Source organism: Aeromonas sp. 25-248 (assembly GCF_053005425.1).
The window spans coordinates 103,433-122,091 of record NZ_JBRKTB010000003.1 but is presented as its reverse complement, the minus strand read 5'-3'; the positions used below and the strand labels follow the sequence as shown (position 1 = coordinate 122,091).

Sequence of the window (18,659 nt, the reverse complement as noted above, 5' to 3'; positions counted from 1 at the left end):
AGCAGGGCTTCATAATGGATCAGCTCAGACGCTACGCCATCTTCGCCGCCGTGGTGGAGGCGGGCAGCATGACCGGCGCCGCCAAGGCCCTCGGCATGACCCCGTCCGCCGTCAGCCAGCATATCAGTCAACTGGAGAGCCAGCTCGGTCTACCCCTGCTGCACCGCTCCACCCGCCGCCTCAGCCTGACCGAGGCGGGGGAGGTGGTGTGGCAGGGCTGCCAGTCGTTGCAGCAGACCTTGAACGACACCGAGCTGCGCCTCTCGGAGGTGCGCGACAGCCTGCTCGGAGAAGTGCGGATCACCGCGCCGGTGGGGATGGCCGGCCAGCCCCTGGCGCGGGCGCTCTCGCCGCTGCTGCAGGCTCACCCCGGCCTGGGCATCCAGATCATTGCCGACGACGAGAAGCGGGATCTCATCAAGGATCGCATCGACGTGGCGCTGCGGGTCGGCACGCTTGAAGATTCCACCCTGGTGGCGCGCAGGCTGGGTCAGACCCGGATGCTGCTGTGTGCCTCGCCCGCCTATCTGGCACGCAAGGGCACGCCGCGCAGCCCGGCGGATCTGCTGGCCCACGACTGGCTGGCCTCGGACATGCTGGGGGGCGGGATACTGCTGCTGGACGAAAAGGGGGAGGCCCACAAGATCAAGCCCAAGCCCAGGGTGCTGTGCAACAACGTCTTGCCCCTGCGCCAGTTTACCCTGGCAGGGCAGGGGATTTCGCTGCAACCGGAAGGTGAAATAGAAGAAGATCTCGCCACCGGTCGGTTGCTCGTGCTGCTGCCGGGCTTTTTGGCCCCTCCCATGGAGATCCATGCCATCACCCCCCAGCGGGAGATCCCGGAGAAGGTGCGGCGGGTGATCAGCGCCCTTCGCAGCCACTTTGCCGAGCATGGCCAGAGCCGTCTACCCTGAGCGGGGCGGGATGAATAGCCAGGCGGTGCGCCGGCCTTGCGGTCGGCGCGACACCCCTGTTTAATGTGGCCCTCCCGGGCCAGAGCGCCCTCTGCTGGCGTGGTCTCAAGCGCATCATGACACCGACTTCTCCCCACCCACTCCGTGAGCCGGCACCCGAGGCGCGCGCCCACCTCACCCGCATCGAGCGAGTGCTCGACTACATCCATGCCAATCTGGATCAGCCGCTCTCCCTGGAGGCGTTGGCACGGCAGAGCTGCTGGTCCCGCTGGCAGTTGCAACGGGTATTCCTGCATGAGACGGGTCAGACGGTGGCTCACTATGTGCGCGAGCTGAAGCTGAGCATGGCGGCGGAGGCGCTGCTCTCCACCCGGCTGCGGGTGCTGGATGTGGCGCTGGATCACGGGTTTGGCTCCGAAGTGAGTTTCAGCCGCGCCTTCAAGCAGCAATTTGGCTGCTCGCCGCTGGCGTATCGCAAGCGGGGCCTGCGGCTGGGGCTGCGCACGCCCCTGGTGCGGGCGGCGGTCCCCCGCTCTGCCTCTCCCAACCTGGTGCAGGTGCGCATAGAGAGCCTGCCGGTGTTCACCTTGCAGGGAGTCAGGGGCACGATCCGGGGGTTGTTCGATGCCTCACCGGATTTTCAGCAGACGGTGCCCGCCATCTGGCGAGCGCTGCGCGCGACGGGGGCGCTGGACCTGTCGAGGGAATGGCTGGGGGTGGTGGATGTGTCGGGGGCAGGGGAGCTGCTGCCTTACTGGGCCGGAGTGGCCACGACGGCGCCTACGCCCCCCGGCCTGTCGAGTCTCAACGTGCCGGCTCAGGAGTATGCCGTGCTCACCCACAAAGGACCCATTGCCCAGCTGGGGGAGAGCCTGCACTGGTTCATCCTGCACTGGCTGCCGGAGTCGGCATACCGGGGGCTGGACGGTTTCGAACTGGAGCGCTATGCCCCCGGCTTTGACGGCCAGCAGCCCGACGCCACCATGGAGTACTGGCTGCCCGTCGCCCCCCGTTAGGGAAGGAGGCTCATCCCGGCATGGCGCCGGGATGGCTCCGGGCGTGTGGCGCTGGCCAGGAGATCAGTGAACTGGGCCGGTGGCAGCGGCTTGGCGAAGTAGAAGCCCTGCAGGTAGTCGATGCCATAGTGGCGTGCCATCTCGACCTGCTCCTGGGTCTCCACCCCCTCGGCGACCAGAGCCAGCCCCATGCGATGGGCGAGATCCAGGATGTTTTCGACGATATGGCGGGAGGGGCCTTCCTCTTTCATTCCCTTGATAAAGCTGCGATCGATTTTGATGATGTCCACATGGAACATCTGCAGATAGCAGAGGCTGGAGTGGCCGGTGCCAAAGTCATCGATGGCGATGAGCACGCCCAGCTCGTCCAGGGCATCGAAGATGGCGCAGGTCTGCTCGTCCGCATCCACCATCTCCCGCTCCGTCACCTCGAGCACCAGGCGCAGATCCTGGCCCGGGAAAGCGCGAAGAAAGTCGCGGCACTCGGCGACGATGTCCTGGTTTTTGAAGTGCTGGGCGCAGACATTGACGGCGATGTGAAAGCCGGGGGGCAGCCTGTCGGCCACCCCGACCAGATAATCCCGGGTCTGGGCCATCAACTGGCGAGTCATCGGCACTATGTAGCCGCACTCCTCCGCGAGGGGGATGAAGTGGTTGGGGGCAATCATCCCTTGTGTGGGATGACGCCAGCGCATCAGCACTTCACAACCGCGCAGGCGCCCCTGCCTGTCCATCACGGGTTGCAGGTGGGGGATGAACTCCCGGGCCGCCATGGCTCTGGCAAGCTCGCTGCGAGGGGAGCCGCTGCGCCCCCTCAGATAGAAGGTGAGCAGCCCCAGCAACAGCGCCAGCACAGGGGCGGCAAGCAGGTTCTCCTGGTTGTACGCCCAGGCAAACGCCAGCACTTCCTTGTAACCGTTGAGCGCCACCAGGCGATAGGGATGAGCGGTGGGATCGCTCTGTTGCAGACGTTGTCCCCCTTCCAGCAGGCGGGCTGCGGGCAGGGTCCTGCCATGGCCATCGAGGGCCTGGTCCCCGAGGAGGAAGAAGAGGTTATCCTCTCCCATCACGGCCTGCAAGGCGCCGAAGATGTGGAAGCCGTCCAGCTCCACCAGCAGGGTGCGATCGCCGGATGGCTGACGGTAGAGGATGGCGGTCTGCCCGGTGATGGGGCTGTGTCTGGCGAGGATCAGCGTCTGGTTGCCCGCCGGGCCGCGAGGAATATCCCGGGTGAGGATGGGCCTGTGCAGGGTGGTACAGCGCAGTTGCTGCCCCTCCAGCACATAGAGTGCCCGCGCATAAGGGGAGGCGGTGATGAGGTCGCGCAGGGCCAGTTGCTCATCCTGACAGCGGCCCATGGCGAGGGGGCGGGCGGCCTCGACCAGGGACTGACTGTCGTTGATGGCGCTCTCTATCATGGCCCGGGCATGGTTCAGGCTGCGCGCGTTGTCCTTGCGAAGGCCGCTGGCCGCCTGCAGGAGGTTGAGGGCGGTGAGGCCGACCAGCAAGAGGAGCCCGAGCACGATGGCCAGACGCAGACGCTGTGCCAGGGGATCAGTCGGCATGGTGCACCCGATTCTTGCCGGCATCCTTGGCCTGATAGAGCGCCTGATCGACCCGCGTCAGCAGTTGCTCGGTGGACTCCTGTCGCCACAGTCCCAGCCCGGCAGAGAAGGTCACCACCAGGTCCGGTTCGCGCCATGGTCGCTGTGCCACCTGGGTGCGCCACTGCTCGAGCATCGTCAGTGCTCTGGTGCTGTCATCCCCGGGAATGATGATGGCCAGCTCCTCGCCGCCGTAGCGGTAGAGGGTGGCCTCCTGGCCTGCAATCTGCCGCCCTTCCCGGGCCACCGCCCGCAGGACCTCGTCACCGACCGGGTGGCCGTGGGTGTCATTGATGGATTTGAAGTTGTCCAGATCGATCAACCCCAGGCAGAAAGGGCGGCCGGCGATCAGCTGGTCGTCGAGTGCCTTGTCAAAGCAGCGGCGATTGAACAGACCCGTCAGGGCATCCGTGTTGGACGCCTCCACGGCTTCCAGCATCTGGCGATGGCCGCTCTGGATCTCCTGGCGCAACTGATCCCCCGGTTTGCCCGCGTGGATGCGTCCGGTGCGCATCAGGGCGATGATCTCGAAAATCATCTTGCTGAGCACATGACGCAAGGACCACCAGCAGAGCAGGCAGATCAGCATGCAGCCCACCAGGGTGATCTGGAGCTGGTGGGACTCGCTGCTGCTCACCTCCTTGAACCTGGCATCGCTGACGGCATAGATGACGAACCAGTCCGGGTTGGAGAAGGAGTAGTAGTAGAGGTGGGTCTGGCGCTTTGCATCGAAGAGGTGGTCGGCGCCGTTGGTCATCTGCTCGATGAGCCGGCGGTCCACGCGATGGCGAAACAGGTTCCCCACATCCGAATGCAGCAGGATGTCGCCCGCCCGATCGACCAGGTAGAACTCCCCCTTGAGAGGGCTCATGAGCTGACGCAGGGGATAGCTCATCTGCTCGAGATCCACGTTCATGGCCAGGGTGCCGAGGAAGAACCCCTCCTTGTCGAGCAGGGGGCGGGAGACGGAGACGCTGCGGCTCTTGTCATCGAACTTGCTGGTGTAGTGGTCGGTGTAGTGCACGAAGAGGGTTCGCACGGCGGCCGCGAGAAACCAGGGGCGCTCCCTGGCATCAACGTGCTCCCCGACCGGCAGATGGGGGATGGCGTTGAACCGCCCCTGCGGATCGGCGAGCAGGATGCTCTTCACATAGGGGGTGAGCGCCAACGTTTGCATCAGGGAGAGGCCAAGGGGCGTGTTGCCCTCATTGAGGAAGGCATCCAGGCCTGATTCATCGATGACACTGCCCGTTTCGTTGAGGACATGCTCCAGTGACTTGAACTGTGGCTCGATGGACTGGGTCGCCATGTTGTGCACGAACATGGCCGCCACCTTGTGGTACTTGCGCTCGGCAGAGGTCCGGATGCTGACACTGACGGCCATCAGGGCGATAAGCAGGGTCAGGATGATGACTCCGAAGGTGAAGTTGAGCTGGGTATCGCAGTGCAGGTTTTGGTGGGCGGTCTCATTCATAGGCGTGTGCTGATGGCTTGGTATTGTCTCAATCAGGGCTGATAAAAGGGTGGGCATGCTATCGCCTCCTTTATCAATAGCGATTGACCAGGATCAACAAGGGGAGGGAGAACGCGACCATACTTGTCTGATGAGTGTGAATATGGGGGTGAAAATGCCGCCATGTTCTGAATATGTGATGGTTACTTGCCGATTGGCTGTGAAAGTGAAGGCGGTGACCTTCATCAGGCGGCCATGATGGACCCTCTCAGAGAGCCTCGACGACGTTGCCATGTTGCCTCCGATAGGAGATGGCATGCCTGCCACCCTCGCTTTTCCCGCTTCCCCGCCAACATGCCCCAAATTGTTAATATCGGGGCAAAATAGAACAATAAAATGCAAATGATATTTGTTACTATTCACATGCAGTAAGTAATCGAGGATCAGATGCAGCTTGTTCACCCCCCTTTGACCCTGGTCGCCGTGACCATCTCCACCCTGCTTGCAGGCTCTGTACAGGCCGCCGCGTCCGACAGCCAGGATACGGCCACCGCCGACGAGACCCTGACCGTGCTCGGCCAGACCTATCGCAACACCGCGACCAAGACCCGGCTCGACCCCATCGAGACGCCCCAGGCCATCTCGGTGGTGGATGGGGAGACCCTGTCGCTGCGCGGTGTCAGTTCGGTGAGCGAGGCGCTGCGCTACGTGCCCGGCGTCAACACCGAGCTGCGGGGCGGGGCGGTCAACCGGCTGGATCTGTTCAACATCCGTGGCTTTGACAACTACCAGAACTTCTATGACGGCCTGCTGCTCCAGTACAACGACTGGAACCTGCAACCCCAGATAGATCCGGTGGCCATCGAGCAGCTGGAGGTGTTCAAGGGGCCGACATCGGTGCTCTATGGCAGCATGCCCCCCGGCGGCATGGTCAACCTCATCGCCAAGCGCCCCCAGCGGGAGAGCAAGCACAACGTGAGCGTGGCGACCGGCACGGGCACCCTCAAGGAGATGACCCTCGACAGCACCGGTGCCATCAACGAGCAGCTTGCCTATCGGCTGGTGGGACTGGCCCGGGAGAAGGATGGCCAGGCGGTGACCTCGAAGGAGGAGCGCTACGTCTTTGCGCCGTCCCTGGACTGGCAGCTCGGCGAGCGCACCCTGCTGAACCTCAACCTTTACTACCAGAAGGATCCCGAGGCCGGCATCTACACCACTGTGCCCGCCAGCGGCTCGGCCAAGTCCAATCCCCTGGGGCAGCTTGGCAGCGACACCTTCCTTGGCGACGAGAACTGGAACGAGTACAACCGGGATGTGACCCTGCTGGGCTACAAGCTGAGCCACGACTTCAACGAGCGCTGGCAGGTGCTGCAAAATGCCCGCTACATGGATGCGTCCGCCTATCAGCGCAACACCTACAACGCGGCCCTGGCGGCGGACAACCGCACCCTGGCCCGCAACGCCTATCTCACCGATGAAGACTCTCGCGGCGTTGTCATCGACAACCAGCTGGCGGGCAAGGTACAGACGGGCTCTGCCCAGCACAACCTGCTGCTCGGGGTCGACTACCAGTACCTGGATGCCCATGTCCTCTACCGGGATACCCTCGACTACTCGGCGCCCAGCATCGACATTTTCAACCCGAACCATAGCCAGATAGTCCCAGAGGCACTCACTTTCAACTACCAGGATAAAAAGGTGATCCGTCAGTCCCAGACCGGCGTCTATCTGCAGGATCAGGTGCGCCTCGATCGGCTGGTGGCCATCGGCGGCGCCCGCTACGACCGCTACCGGATGGACACCGACAGCCGGACCCTCTATCAGGGGGAGGACAGCCAGTCCCTGGCCCACATTGACCAGGACAACCTCTCCTTCCGTGTCGGCGCCCTCTATGAGCTGGATGGCGGCTTCTCCCCCTATGCGAGCTATGCCGAGAGTTTCGAGCCGGTGCCGGGGGCGGACAAGCAGGGTCAGGCGTTCAAACCGGCGACCGGCCATCAGTGGGAAGGGGGGGTCAAGTTCCTCTCCGATGACATGAGCAAGACGGCGACCCTGTCGGCGTTCCACATCACCAAGAAGAACGCCCTGGTGACGGATCCGGACAATGTCTACGGGCCCAAGCTGCAGACCGGGGAGACGGTCTCCAGGGGCATCGAGCTTGAGGGGAGAGCCGATCTCAGCAGCCAGCTGGATCTGGCCCTCAACTATACCCTGATGGACATGGAGATCACGCGCGACACCACCACGTTGCAGGGCAAGACGCCGGTCTGGGTCCCCAGACAGATGGCGTCGCTGTGGAGCAACTACTACCCCGGCGGCAACCTCGAGGGGATGCGAGTGGGCGCCGGCCTGCGCTACGTGGGGGAGGCCGAGATGGATGCTGCCAATACCGACAAGGTACCGGACTACCTCCTGATGGACATGTCCGCCTCCTACGATCTCGCCGCCCTCAGCGCAAGCCTGAAGGGGGTGGGGGTATCGCTTGGCGCCAGCAACCTGTTCAACAAGACCTACTACTCCTGCTACGACCAGAACAACTGCTGGTTCGGGGCCGAGCGAAGCGTGGAGGCGCGACTCAAATACGCATTCTGACCTTGCGCCCCGGCACGCGCCCGGGGCCATTTCAACGAATGGGCGAGGAGAGGGCGCGCGGTGTGCCGCGCGGCCTTGGCCGGGAGAAAGCGGACGCGGATCGCGCCCTCGTCTCGGAGCACCAGGCCCTGTTCGCGGCGGCGGCCAGCCTGATCCCGTCCCTCAAGGGGAACCTGGTGGCGGCCGGTGATGCGCGCCCGCCACTGACGGATGCCACCGGAGCGACGTCGGGCGAGGTGGCCGCAGCCCTCCATGCTCACTGGCAGCAGGCACACCCGGAGGCGGGGCCCGCCTACTGGCTCACCCGCAGCTGGGGCATGCTCTGCTGGCAGTCCATCTATCTCGCCATGGTGGCCGTCTACCGCCATCAGGCTGTGCCTGCCCTCGACAGGCTGGGACAGGGGCATGAGGCCGGCGTGGTGTCGGGCTTTACCCTGCCGGCCGAGCCCATGATCAGAGGGGAGGTCGGCGTGTTGATCAAGACGGCCGGGGAGCGACTCCAGGCGCACTGGCAGGGGCTGTTCACCCTCCTTGGGACGGCGCAGCGGCTGCGCCCCGGTTTCGTGCGCCCGCTCCTGGCGGACGATCTGCTGGCGGCCCTGGTGCGGGTGCCCGATTTCTTCGGGGAGGTGAGTCGGGAGGAGGTGAGGGCCCATGCCCCCCTCTGGCTTGAATCCTGTGGCCTGCCGTCGGCACATCTGACGGGCTGGCGCGAGGCGGGCCTGCCCCGGGACGAAGCCTTCTCGGGCTATGTGCGCCAGCGCTGCTGCCTGCACTACAAGCGCCGGGATGGGGAGCTTTGTGGCAACTGCCCGCGAAGGCAGGGTGGGGCGAGGGGTGACGAGTGCTGATGCCCGACTCTTCGTCTGCGCGGGCAACCCGTGATGAAAGCCGCCTGATCCTGGCGGCTTTTTTGTGTCCGGCTTACTGGGCCGCCATCCGGGTGCGGATGCGCTCGAACAGGCTCTGCAGGCAGGCCTGATCTTTGTCGGCGGCGCGCACGGCGCCATACATGTGGCGGCGAATGCCCTCCCCGAGAGGGCGCGCCTCAAGCAGGCCCTGGCGCACGAACTCCTCGCTGGCCCAGCGGGGCAGGGCGGCGAGCCCGAGCCCGGCGGCGGCCATCTGCAGCATGACAGAGGTGTTGTCCACCGGTTTGCAGCGGGCGGGCTCCACCCCGGCCGGTTGCAGGAAACGGCTGAACACGTCCATGCGCGCCCGCTCCACCGGATAGACCAGCAGCACCTCCGGCCGCAGATCGTCCGGTGTGATGCGCCGCTGCTGGCAGAGGGGGTGATCCGGCGCCATCACCAGGGTGAGATCGAAGGCGAACAGCGGCTCGAAGTGAAGATCCCCGCGGGCCTGCACATCCGAGGTGAGCAGCAGGTCGAGCTGGCCGCCAAGCAGGGCACTGATGGCATCGAAACCCGGCACCGACTCCACCTCCAGATCCACGCCGGGCCACTGGCGGCGAAAGTCCGGCAACAGCGGCAGCAGCCACTGGATGCAGCTGTGGCAATCGAGGGCCAGATGCAGCCTGCCCGCCTCGCCGCTGTGCAGGGCGACCAGCTGGCGCTCGGTCTGGGCCAGGGCGGGCAGCACCTGACGGGCCAGGGCCAGCAGATGCTGGCCTGCCGCCGTCAGCACCAGAGGGCGGCTTTTTCGAAGAAACAGCTCCAGATTGAGGCGGGTCTCCAGCTCCTTGAGCTGGTGGGAGAGGGCGGACTGGGTGAGGTTGAGGGTGAGTGCGGCCCCGGCCAGGGACCCTTGCTCGGCCAAGGCGCTGATGGTCTTCAGGTGTTTGAGATCGATGCCCAGATTGCTGCTCTGAGGGGGGCTGGATGGGGTGGGCGCGACCATGGCACTGCTCCTTTGTGCGTCAGTTGAGAAATTCTTGAGAGCCAGTTGAAGAGGATTCAATAGCCAAGGTCACCTTATCTTGTCATTTTGGATGTGTAAACATCTGGATGGCCAAACAATCCAGATCCTCATCAGATAAACGAGCATAAGGAATGGAACCTATGACCTTCGCACACACCCTGGGCTTTCCCCGTATCGGCGCCAAGCGCGAACTGAAATTTGCCCTCGAATCCTACTGGCGTGGCGAAACCACCCAGGCCGAGCTGGTCGCCGTGGGCAAGAGCCTGCGTGAGCGCCACTGGCAGGCCCAGCGTACCGCCGGGGTCAACCTGCTGCCGGTGGGGGATTTTGCCTGGTACGATCAGGTGCTGGGTACCAGCCTGCTGGTGGACGCCGTGCCTGCCCGTCACCGCCACGGCGACACCGACCTCGACACCCTGTTCCGGGTGGCCCGTGGCCGTGCGCCGACCGGCCCGGCGGCGGCCGCTGCCGAGATGACCAAGTGGTTCAACACCAACTACCACTACCTGGTGCCGGAATTTTACCGTGACCAGCGCTTCAAGCTGGGCTGGAGCCAGCTCTTTGACGAGGTGGAAGAGGCCAAGGCCCTGGGGCTGCCGGTCAAGGCGGTGTTGCTGGGCCCCGTCTCCTACCTCTGGCTTGGCAAGGAGAAAGAGAGCGGCTTCTCCCGCCTCGAACTGCTGGATCGCCTGCTGATCGTCTACCAGGAGATCCTGGCCAAACTGGCGGCCCAGGGGGTGGAGTGGGTACAAATCGACGAACCGGCCCTGGCGCTGGACCTGCCGGACGAGTGGCGCCTGGCCTACCTCAAGGCATATGAGCGCCTGAGCGGCCCCTGCAAGCTGCTGCTCACCACCTACTTCGGGTCCGTGGCCCATCAGCGGGACATCATCACCAGTCTGAAGGTGGACGGCCTGCACCTGGATCTGGTGGCGGCCCCCGAGCAGCTCGAGACCCTGGTCCCGCACCTGCCGGCCCAGTGGGTACTCTCGGCGGGAGTCATCAACGGCCGCAACGTCTGGCGTGCCAACCTGGCCAAGCTGGCGCCGACCCTCAAGGCCTTGAAAGAAAAGCTTGGCGAGCGCCTCTGGGTGGCCTCCTCCTGTTCCTTGCTGCACAGCCCGGTGGATTTGACCCTGGAGCACGAGCTGGATCCCCAGACTCGCAGCTGGTTCGCCTTCGCCCTGCAAAAGTGCTATGAGCTGGGGCTGCTGTCCGACTACCTGGACGGTGGCGCCCTGGACAAAATTGAGGCTTACAGCCAGCCCATCGTGGATCGGGAGTCCGACAGCCGGGTTCACAAGAAAGCGGTGCAGTCACGACTCGCCAGCCTGACCAACAGTGACTTCGATCGCCAGAGCGCCTACCCGGTGCGTGCCGACGCGCAGCGCTCGGATCTGAAACTGCCGCTCCTGCCCACCACCACCATCGGCTCCTTCCCGCAGACCTCTGAAATCCGGGTGCTGCGCCAGGATTGGCGTGCCGGGCGCATCGATGACCAGGCCTACGAGGCGGGCATCCAGGCCCAGATCAAGGACGCCATCGAGCGCCAGGAGGCCATCGGGCTCGACGTGCTGGTGCACGGTGAAGCGGAGCGCAACGACATGGTGGAGTATTTCGGGGAGCTGCTGGACGGCTTTGCCATCACCCGCTTTGGCTGGGTACAGAGCTATGGCTCCCGCTGCGTCAAGCCGCCGGTGATCACCCGTGACATCGACCGTCCGACCCCCATGACCCTTGAGTGGACGAAGTTTGCCCAGAGCCTGACCGACAAGCCGGTGAAGGGTATGCTGACCGGCCCCGTGACCATTCTCTGCTGGTCCTTCCCGCGGGAAGACGTGAGCCGCGAGCAGTCCGCCCTGCAGATTGGCCTGGCCATTCGCGACGAGGTGGCTGACCTGGAAGCCGCCGGCATCAAGATCATCCAGATCGACGAGCCGGCGATCCGCGAAGGGCTGCCCCTGCGCAAGCAGGATCACCAGGCTTACCTGGACTGGGCGGTGCGCGCCTTCCGCCTGAGCGCAAGCCCGGTGGTGGACAGCACCCAGATCCACACCCACATGTGTTACAGCGACTTCAACCTCATCATCGAGGCGGTGGCGGCACTGGACGCGGATGTGATCACCATCGAGACCAGCCGCAGCCAGATGCAGTTGCTCGAAGCGTTCGAGCGCTTCAACTACCCCAACGAGATCGGTCCGGGCGTCTACGACATCCACTCGCCGAACGTACCGAGCCAGGGCTGGATTGAAGACCTCATCCGCAAGGCTGCGCAACAAATCCCGGCAGACCGGCTCTGGGTGAACCCGGACTGCGGCCTCAAGACCCGCGGCTGGGAAGAGACCACCGCTGCCCTGAAGGTGATGGTCGATGCAACCCGGGTGCTGCGCGCCGAGCTGGCCTGAGGGCTTCCATTCACCCGGACGAGCGCCCGGTGAGTGTCACCAAGACGAGAGAGGGAAGGCGACAGCCTTCCCTCTTTTTTGCATGGCCGCTCCCTAGAGGGGGATCAGGGCGTGGCGGGGGGCGGGCTGGTAGCGGGGGGGGGAAACCGACATCGTCACCGGGTGAGGGGCGCTTGCGAGCGCCTCGGTCAGCCACTGTTGGTCGAGGGGGATGGCATTGCGATCCTCGATCACCAGATTGAGGTGCTGGGCGCCCAGGCACCCGTAGCGGACGGGGTCGGTCTGGGTAAAGAGGCCAAGACAGGGCACACCGCTGGCGGCAGCCAGGTGCAGGGGACCGGTGTCGGCGCTGACGAAGAGGGAGAGGCCGCCCGTGAAGCGGGCCAGCTCCCCCATGTTGCCAAGGGAAACGTGCACGTCCCCGAGCAGGTGCTCGGGGGCGGCGGGATCCGCGAGCTGGATCAGCAGGGCATCCGGGCTGTGACGGCGCAGATCCCCAAGCAACCGCTGCCACTGGGGCAGGGAGAGCCCCTTGCCCTTGCGAGCACCGGTGAAAAAGCCGATCAGGGGACGGCCAGGATGGGCTCGTCGCAGCGCACTCAAGGCCGGGCTTGGCCCCTGCAACAGGCTGCCAAGGGGGATGGGTTCGGCCGGATTGCCCGGTATGCCGAGCAGTTGCAGGGGCTGGTGGGCGTAGTGGCACTCACTGTCCGCAGCCCGCGGACGCTGGAAGATGAGATCCCCATGGCCATCGTCGAAGCCGCATTTCTCACGGGCCTGTACCCAGGCGGCGATGAAGTGATCCGTACTGGAGGCGAAGGGGACGTAGACCCTGTCGTAGTGCTGGCGGCGCAGACGCGAGAGTGCCGAGAGAGCGCCCGGCAGGTGTCTGCCCTGCAACCGGATCTGATGAATGCGCCGCAGGGGCAGATCGGCCAGGAAGGGGAGCAGGGTGGTGGGGCTGCACACCAGCTCCAGCTCGGCGTGGGGATGGGCGCGATGAAGCTGGTGCAGGAAGGGCAGCAGGAAGAGGTTGTTGCCGATGCGGTTGGTGCTGCGAATGACCAGGATCCGGCGGGGTGCCTGCGAAGAGGGCGGCAATGCGCTGCGACTGGCAAGCCAGCCGAGCAGGGTTCGCTCCAGTCCCGCCGTCCAGACCCGGCGTTGGCCGTCGAAGCGGCGCAGGGCATCGTTGAGGTGAGTCATACCGTTGGGCTCCAGTGTTGGGATGGTGTAGAGGGTGCCAGCGGACTCTTAAGACAATGTTAAGAAGGGAAAAAGCGTGCGGATGATGGCCATGGCGGAGCGGGGTGCTGGTGCGGGACGGGGGAAAGTGGCTAGAATTGCGCATTTGAAATAAATGTTATCGTCCGCGGGAGCACCATGCAGTTCAGGGATTTTTTGCCGGTATCGACCAATACCAGCGTCAAAGAGAGTTGTTACGGCGCCCTTGGCGCCCTCATCGGCTTGCTCGGCACCGCCTTGCTGTGCCGCTGGGGGCTGGGGCTCGAGGTGCACTGGCTCATCGCCCCCATGGGGGCCTCCGCCGTGCTGCTGTTTGCAGCGCCCGCCAGCCCCCTGGCCCAGCCCTGGTCCATCCTTGTGGGCAACGGGGTGTCGGCCCTGATGGGGGTATTGAGTGCGAGTTTGGTGCCGGACATGGCTATCGCCTCGGCCCTGGCGGTGATGCTGGCCATCGCCGCCATGTTCCTCACCCGCAGCCTGCACCCGCCCGGCGGCGCCGTGGCCCTGACCGCCGTCATCGGCGGCGAGGGGATCCGGGCGCTCGGGGTCGGCTATGTGCTGCTGCCGGTGCTGCTCAACTCCCTGTTGCTGCTGAGTCTGGGCTTGCTCTACAACCGCGCCCTGGGGCGTCGTTATCCCCATGGCGGCAAGGCGGCGCCCAATCGCCACCAGACGGCGGATCCCCAGCCGAGCGCCCGGCTCGCCACCCAGGACATCGACTTTGCCCTGGAAAAACACGGGGAACTGCTGGACATCAGCCGCCAGGATCTGCAGGAGCTGCTACAGGATGCCCAGCTTCACGCCCTGCGGGGGCGAGTGGGGACGGTGCGTTGCCAGGATGTGATGTCGCGGGATCTCGTCGTGACGACGCCACAGGCGCTCGCCATGGAAGCGTGGCATCTGCTCTCCCACCACCAGATCAAGGCGCTGCCGGTGGTGGATGAGGGGGAGAGGCTGGTCGGCATCATCACCCTGCACGACCTGATGATCGACCGGGCGGGTCGCCAGCCGAGGGCGAAGGAGACCCTTGAGCAGCAGCAGGTGGCGGATCTGATGACCCGGGAGGTACAGACGGCGCGGCGCTACCAGCCTCTCTACGACCTGGTGGAGGCCTTCTCCGACGGGGGGTTGCACCACATGCCGGTGGTGGAAGGGGAACAGCTGGTGGGCATCATCACCCAGTCCGACATGGTGGCGGCCCTGTTCACCCTGGCTTTGCAGCCGGGGCTGGCGGAGGAGGTGCCCCCTGTGAGCCATAAGAATGAGCCATAAGAAACGGGCCCCTTGCGGGGCCCGTGTCATTCAGGGTCTGGGATAGACGGTCTGCCCCATGAAGACCGTCTGCTCGACCCGAGCATCGGCGATCTGCTCCGGGGTGCCGGCCTTGACCAGGGCGAACAGGTCCCTGTCCAGCACGATGAAGTCCGCCGACTTGCCCGCCTCGATGGAGCCGGTGATGTCGCCCTGACGGACCGCCCTGGCGCCGTTGATGGTGTAGGCGGACAGCATCTCGGCAAGGGAGGTGCGCTGACTGGCCCGGAAGTCGTCGCCGCTGCCGGCCGCCTTCACTATGCCGGCGGCCATGTTCGCGAACGGGCGTGGGTCCCGGCTGTCCACCGGGGCGTCGCTGCCCGCCACCAGCACGGCGCCGGCCTGGCGCGAACGCTCGACCGGGTAGAGGGCGTCATGGAGATAGCCCATGGGGTCGTAGATGGCTTCGCTCAGGGACTGCCCTGCCTTGGTTGGCTGGATGAAGGGGCTGACCAGCATGTCGTAGGCAAGCTGGGGCGTGGTCCAGGCATAGGTGAAGGTGAGGTAGAGGCCAAGCTCGCCGAGGCGTTTCTGATCGTCCGGATGCACCACCTGCAGGTGAGCCAGGGTGTGGGGGATGCCGCTGTTCCCGTTGCTGGCGCGGGCCGCCTCCAGGGCATTGAGGGCCACCCGGGTGCTGCGATCGCCGATGCTGTGCATGTGGATGCCAAACCCGGCCCCATCCAGTGCCGTGACGTAGCGCGTCAGATCCGCCTCCTTGTAGTTGACTATGCCGTTGCTGCCCGCATCCTCGCTGTCCGCAGTGATGCTCACCTCGTCGCTGGCGGGATCCAGGGCCAGATGGGGACTGTGGTAGTTCTCCAGCATGCCGGCATTGGGCAGGAAGGGGGGGCTGGTGAAGGGATCCCCCTCCAGCACGCCGTCGAGGAAGATCTTGACCGCATCGGCCTTGATGAGGGAGTTGCCTGCGAAGGCGTCGCGTACCTGGTTCGCCTTGGCCAGGTGCCCGTCGATGTCCAGCTTGCCGCTGTAGTCATCCTGGTTGAAGCAGGTGGCTGCGGTGACGCGCATGTGCAGCAGATCCTGGTCCTGCATCTTGCGCAGCCGCTCCCGGATGAAGTCGTTGGCGCAGGCATCCTGCACCCCCGTGATGCCGCGGGACGCCATCAGTTCGGAGATGGCGGGGAGTATCTTGTCATACTGGGCCGCTGCCTGTTCCCCCTCCGCGCTCAGCACCCCGGTGTCGGGAACCGCAATGGCGCTGCGGGCCGCGTCCCGGATCACGCCGGTTACCAGATCCACATAGGGGATGAAGGCCTCGAACACGCCGCCCGGGGCCAGGGTGGTGGCATTGAAGCCGACCACATTGCCGTCTTCGTCCTGTGCAAGCGCCAGCGCCTGGGAGTTGTAGCCGCCGGCATGGCCGTCGACCCCGGCCAGCATCACGGGGTTGTTCGGCGCCGCCGCATCCAGGGCCGCCAGCAGGGTGGCATGGGTGGCGGTCGGGGTGTTGCCGTCATAGGGCGACCACTGGTTGACCACCAGCCAGTCCCCGGGGGCCGGGGCGTAGCGGGGCAGGCATTCGCCGATCTTGGCCGCGAGCTGATCCAGGTCGACGCTCTGGCCGTCCAGATCGCACATATCAAGCGCAACTGTGCCGAGCAGGTGGATGTGGTTGTCGTGCAGGCCCGGCAGCACCATCCTCCCTTGCAGATCCACCACCTGGGTCGCACCGTTCTTCAAGGCCTCGGCCCCCTCGCGGGAGCCCACGTAAGTGAACTTGCCCCCTTGCACCACCATGGCCTCGGCCTGGCTGCGTTGCCCATCCTGGGTGTGGATTTTGCCGTTGAGATAGAGGGTGTTGCCGGGCGGTGGCTCACTGCTGTCCTGCTGGCAGCCGAGCAGGCCACTTAGCAGCAGGGCGATGGCGCCCAGCCTGAGATTGGGGTGTTTGCTATCCATAGCGCGCTCTCCTTGGGTTAATTGCAGTTTTTACTGCAGATATGAGCACCTATGGTTATTGCAGCTATTCTGAAAAATGCCAGTGATTGCTGCACTTTTTTTGACTTGTGTTTACCTTGTCTCATCATGTAGTTATGACAACCAGTCGCCCCTTGGGGGGGACACCGCATCGGGGGAAGAGAATGTCACAACACGTGCTGCCGGCCGAGCTGTGCATGCGGCGCCAACCCAGGCAACTGCGCAGCCAGGAGGTGGCGAGCCGCATCGAGCAGGCCACCCTGGCCCTGTTGCAGGAGCAGGGGTTTGCGGCCCTCAACACCAACTCCATCGCCGCCCGCGCCGGGGTGGGCATCAAGTCGCTCTACCACCTCTACCCCAACAAGGAGGCCATCATCTGCCGGCTGGCCTTGGACTGGCTGGCGGCGGTGTGCGAGGCGCAGGAGGCAATCAGGCAGCAGGCCGTAGACTGGCCGCAGACCCTGCTGCTGCTGGACGAGGCGCTGGAGGCACTGGATGAACGCTTCGTCGGGTATGGGGCGCTGTGGCAGGCGATGGATCTCATCCCCGCCCTGCACGGGGTCGAGCAGGAGCACGAGGGACGCCAGATTGCGTTCTGGTCCGAGCGGCTGCGCCACTTTGGCTGCCGCTGGCCCGAGCCCGAGCTCACCACCCTGGTGCGCTACTTCTACCGGACCGCGGACGTGGCCAAGCAGTGCACCAAGGGGCAGGGGAAGGCGGGCTGCGCGCTGTGGCAACTCCATAGACGCTGGAGCGAGCAGCTGATGATGGCGGCCATTGAGGAGCCTGACCCCGCCCGGGTCTGGCAGTCGATGCCGGGGCTGGCACCGGCTGGCCCAGTTCCGGCGAAGAGGGACGAATAAAGAGAGGGAGTGCCGGGCACTCCCTCTCTTGCATCTGGCATTGCGCCCAGCGGGCTAGCCGTAGCGGGCCAGGGTGAGCCCTTCGTCGCTGATATCCGGGGTATTGCCCGAGATGAGATCGCTGAGCAACTGGCCCGATCCTGCCGCCATGGTCCAGCCCAGGGTACCGTGGCCGGTATTGAGCCAGAGCCCGGGGATGGGGCTTGGGCCCACCAGGGGCGTGCCGTCCGGCGTCATGGGGCGCAGCCCGGTCCAGAAGGTGGCCTGCTCCAGATCCCCCCCCTGGGGGAAGAGATCCCTCACCACCATGGCCAGGGTATCGTGGCGTCTGGGGTTGAGCGCCAGGTTGAAGCCCGAGAGTTCGGCCATGCCCCCCACCCGGATCCGTTCGTCGAAGCGGGTGATGGCGACCTTGTAGGTCTCGTCCAGCACGGTGCTGCGCGGGGCGCCCTCGGCATCCGTCATCGGCAGGGTGAGGGAGTACCCCTTGACCGGGTAGACGGGGAGCTCAATTCCGAGGGGGCGCAGGAAGCCGGTGCCATAACTGCCGAGGGCACAGACGATAGCGTCGGCCTGGAAGCGCTGCTCGCCGGCACGGACCGCCACGGCGCGTCCCTTCGCGATCTCGACCTCGTCGATGGCGCAGTTGAAGACGAAGCTCACCCCGAGCTTGCGGGCCTCGTCCGCCAGGGCCTGGGTGAAGCGGAAACAGTCACCGGTTTCATCTCCCGGCAGGCGCAGGCCCCCCACCACCTTGCCACGCACCCTTGCCAGGGCGGGCTCGACCTCCTCGCAGCCGTCGGCATTCAGAGACTGGTAGGGGACGCCGTACTCCTCGAGCACGGCGATGTCGCGCTGGCTGGCATCGAGCTGGGCCTGACTGCGAAACAGTTGCAGGGTGCCGAGCTGGCGCCCTTCGTAGTCGAGCGCGAGCTCGCCCCGCAACTGCTTCATGCAGTCGCGGCTGTATTCGGCCAGCCGTACCATGCGCCCCTTGTTGACCGCATAGGCCGCCGGGGTGCAGTTGGCGAACATCTTCAGCATCCAGCGCAGCTGGAAGGGGTCCGAGGTGGGCCGCACCGTGAAGGGGGCGTGCCTTTGCAGCAGCCATTTGGCGGCCTTGAGGGGAATGCCGGGGGCAGCCCAGGGGGAAGCATAACCCGGGGAGATCTGACCCGCGTTGGCATGGCTGGTTTCAAGGGCCACCCCGTCACGCCGCTCCAGCAGGGTCACCTTGTGACCGGCCTTGGCCAGATACCAGGCGCTGGTCACACCGACCACGCCACCACCGAGTACCACTATGTCCATCTTGTCTCTCCTTGACTGGGGCCTCCACCTTAATCAGCCGCCACAGGATATTCAACTGGTGTCGATGTCATTGGTGGTTATCGCTATTCACATTTTGTTAACTGGCTCTCAATGTTGTAATTTGCT

At 65.1% G+C, this 18,659-nt stretch carries 13 protein-coding genes; 7 read left to right on the top strand and 6 right to left on the bottom strand.

Features of this window, described 5'->3' with window-relative positions:
• The first annotated feature begins 14 nt into the window (after window positions 1-14).
• Both ACVDHI_RS06950 and ACVDHI_RS06945 read left to right on the top strand, forming a co-directional pair.
• Complete coding sequence (locus ACVDHI_RS06950) at window positions 15-914, top strand: LysR family transcriptional regulator (RefSeq protein WP_042016607.1); 900 nt, start codon at window positions 15-17, stop codon at window positions 912-914.
• 116 nt (window positions 915-1,030) lie between these two features.
• The gene (locus ACVDHI_RS06945) at window positions 1,031-1,930 is read left to right on the top strand and encodes a helix-turn-helix domain-containing protein (RefSeq protein ID WP_447211904.1); all 900 of its coding nucleotides are present in this window, start codon (window positions 1,031-1,033) and stop codon (window positions 1,928-1,930) included.
• Here the strand turns inward: ACVDHI_RS06945 and ACVDHI_RS06940 are convergent.
• Entirely contained in the window at window positions 1,927-3,495 is a 1,569-nt protein-coding gene (locus ACVDHI_RS06940; protein WP_202043579.1) for an EAL domain-containing protein, read from the bottom strand. The two genes, ACVDHI_RS06945 and ACVDHI_RS06940, sit on opposite strands and share 4 nt — an antisense overlap.
• Complete coding sequence (locus ACVDHI_RS06935; RefSeq protein ID WP_447211903.1) at window positions 3,485-5,008, bottom strand: diguanylate cyclase; 1,524 nt, start codon at window positions 5,006-5,008, stop codon at window positions 3,485-3,487. The genes ACVDHI_RS06940 and ACVDHI_RS06935 overlap by 11 nt, the downstream gene beginning before the upstream one ends.
• 426 nt (window positions 5,009-5,434) lie before the next feature.
• On the opposite strand from ACVDHI_RS06935, the gene ACVDHI_RS06930 reads away from it, so the two are divergent.
• Window positions 5,435-7,579 (top strand): TonB-dependent siderophore receptor, encoded by a 2,145-nt coding sequence (locus ACVDHI_RS06930; protein WP_447211902.1) that lies wholly within the window; start codon window positions 5,435-5,437, stop codon window positions 7,577-7,579.
• A gap of 38 nt (window positions 7,580-7,617) precedes the next feature.
• Window positions 7,618-8,430 (top strand): siderophore ferric iron reductase, encoded by an 813-nt coding sequence (locus ACVDHI_RS06925; protein ID WP_447211901.1) that lies wholly within the window; start codon window positions 7,618-7,620, stop codon window positions 8,428-8,430.
• Between the two features lie 73 nt (window positions 8,431-8,503).
• Here the strand turns inward: ACVDHI_RS06925 and ACVDHI_RS06920 are convergent, their stop codons facing one another.
• Window positions 8,504-9,439 (bottom strand): LysR substrate-binding domain-containing protein, encoded by a 936-nt coding sequence (locus ACVDHI_RS06920; RefSeq protein ID WP_043156436.1) that lies wholly within the window; start codon window positions 9,437-9,439, stop codon window positions 8,504-8,506.
• 161 nt (window positions 9,440-9,600) lie between these two features.
• On the opposite strand from ACVDHI_RS06920, the gene metE reads away from it, so the two are divergent.
• Window positions 9,601-11,865: a 5-methyltetrahydropteroyltriglutamate--homocysteine S-methyltransferase gene (gene metE, locus ACVDHI_RS06915; protein ID WP_324018378.1), complete on the top strand. Its 2,265-nt coding sequence runs from the start codon at window positions 9,601-9,603 to the stop codon at window positions 11,863-11,865.
• A gap of 93 nt (window positions 11,866-11,958) precedes the next feature.
• On the opposite strand, the gene ACVDHI_RS06910 is transcribed toward metE, so the two are convergent.
• Window positions 11,959-13,071 (bottom strand): glycosyltransferase family 9 protein, encoded by a 1,113-nt coding sequence (locus ACVDHI_RS06910; protein ID WP_447211900.1) that lies wholly within the window; start codon window positions 13,069-13,071, stop codon window positions 11,959-11,961.
• A gap of 177 nt (window positions 13,072-13,248) precedes the next feature.
• Here ACVDHI_RS06910 and ACVDHI_RS06905 point away from each other — a divergent pair, with 177 nt between their 5' ends.
• Window positions 13,249-14,382 carry an HPP family protein gene (locus ACVDHI_RS06905; protein ID WP_447211899.1) on the top strand — a complete coding sequence of 378 codons (1,134 nt, stop codon included), beginning with the start codon at window positions 13,249-13,251 and terminating at the stop codon, window positions 14,380-14,382.
• A 30-nt stretch (window positions 14,383-14,412) separates the two neighbouring features.
• Here the strand turns inward: ACVDHI_RS06905 and ACVDHI_RS06900 are convergent, their stop codons facing one another.
• Complete coding sequence (locus ACVDHI_RS06900; RefSeq protein ID WP_447211898.1) at window positions 14,413-16,344, bottom strand: amidohydrolase; 1,932 nt, start codon at window positions 16,342-16,344, stop codon at window positions 14,413-14,415.
• 182 nt (window positions 16,345-16,526) lie between these two features.
• On the opposite strand from ACVDHI_RS06900, the gene ACVDHI_RS06895 reads away from it, so the two are divergent.
• Complete coding sequence (locus ACVDHI_RS06895) at window positions 16,527-17,225, top strand: TetR/AcrR family transcriptional regulator (RefSeq protein WP_447211897.1); 699 nt, start codon at window positions 16,527-16,529, stop codon at window positions 17,223-17,225.
• 54 nt (window positions 17,226-17,279) lie between these two features.
• Here ACVDHI_RS06895 and ACVDHI_RS06890 read toward each other — a convergent pair whose 3' ends face one another.
• Window positions 17,280-18,533, bottom strand: a complete 1,254-nt coding sequence (locus ACVDHI_RS06890) for a D-amino acid dehydrogenase (protein ID WP_447211896.1) — start codon at window positions 18,531-18,533, stop codon at window positions 17,280-17,282.
• Between the last annotated feature and the right edge of the window lie 126 nt (window positions 18,534-18,659).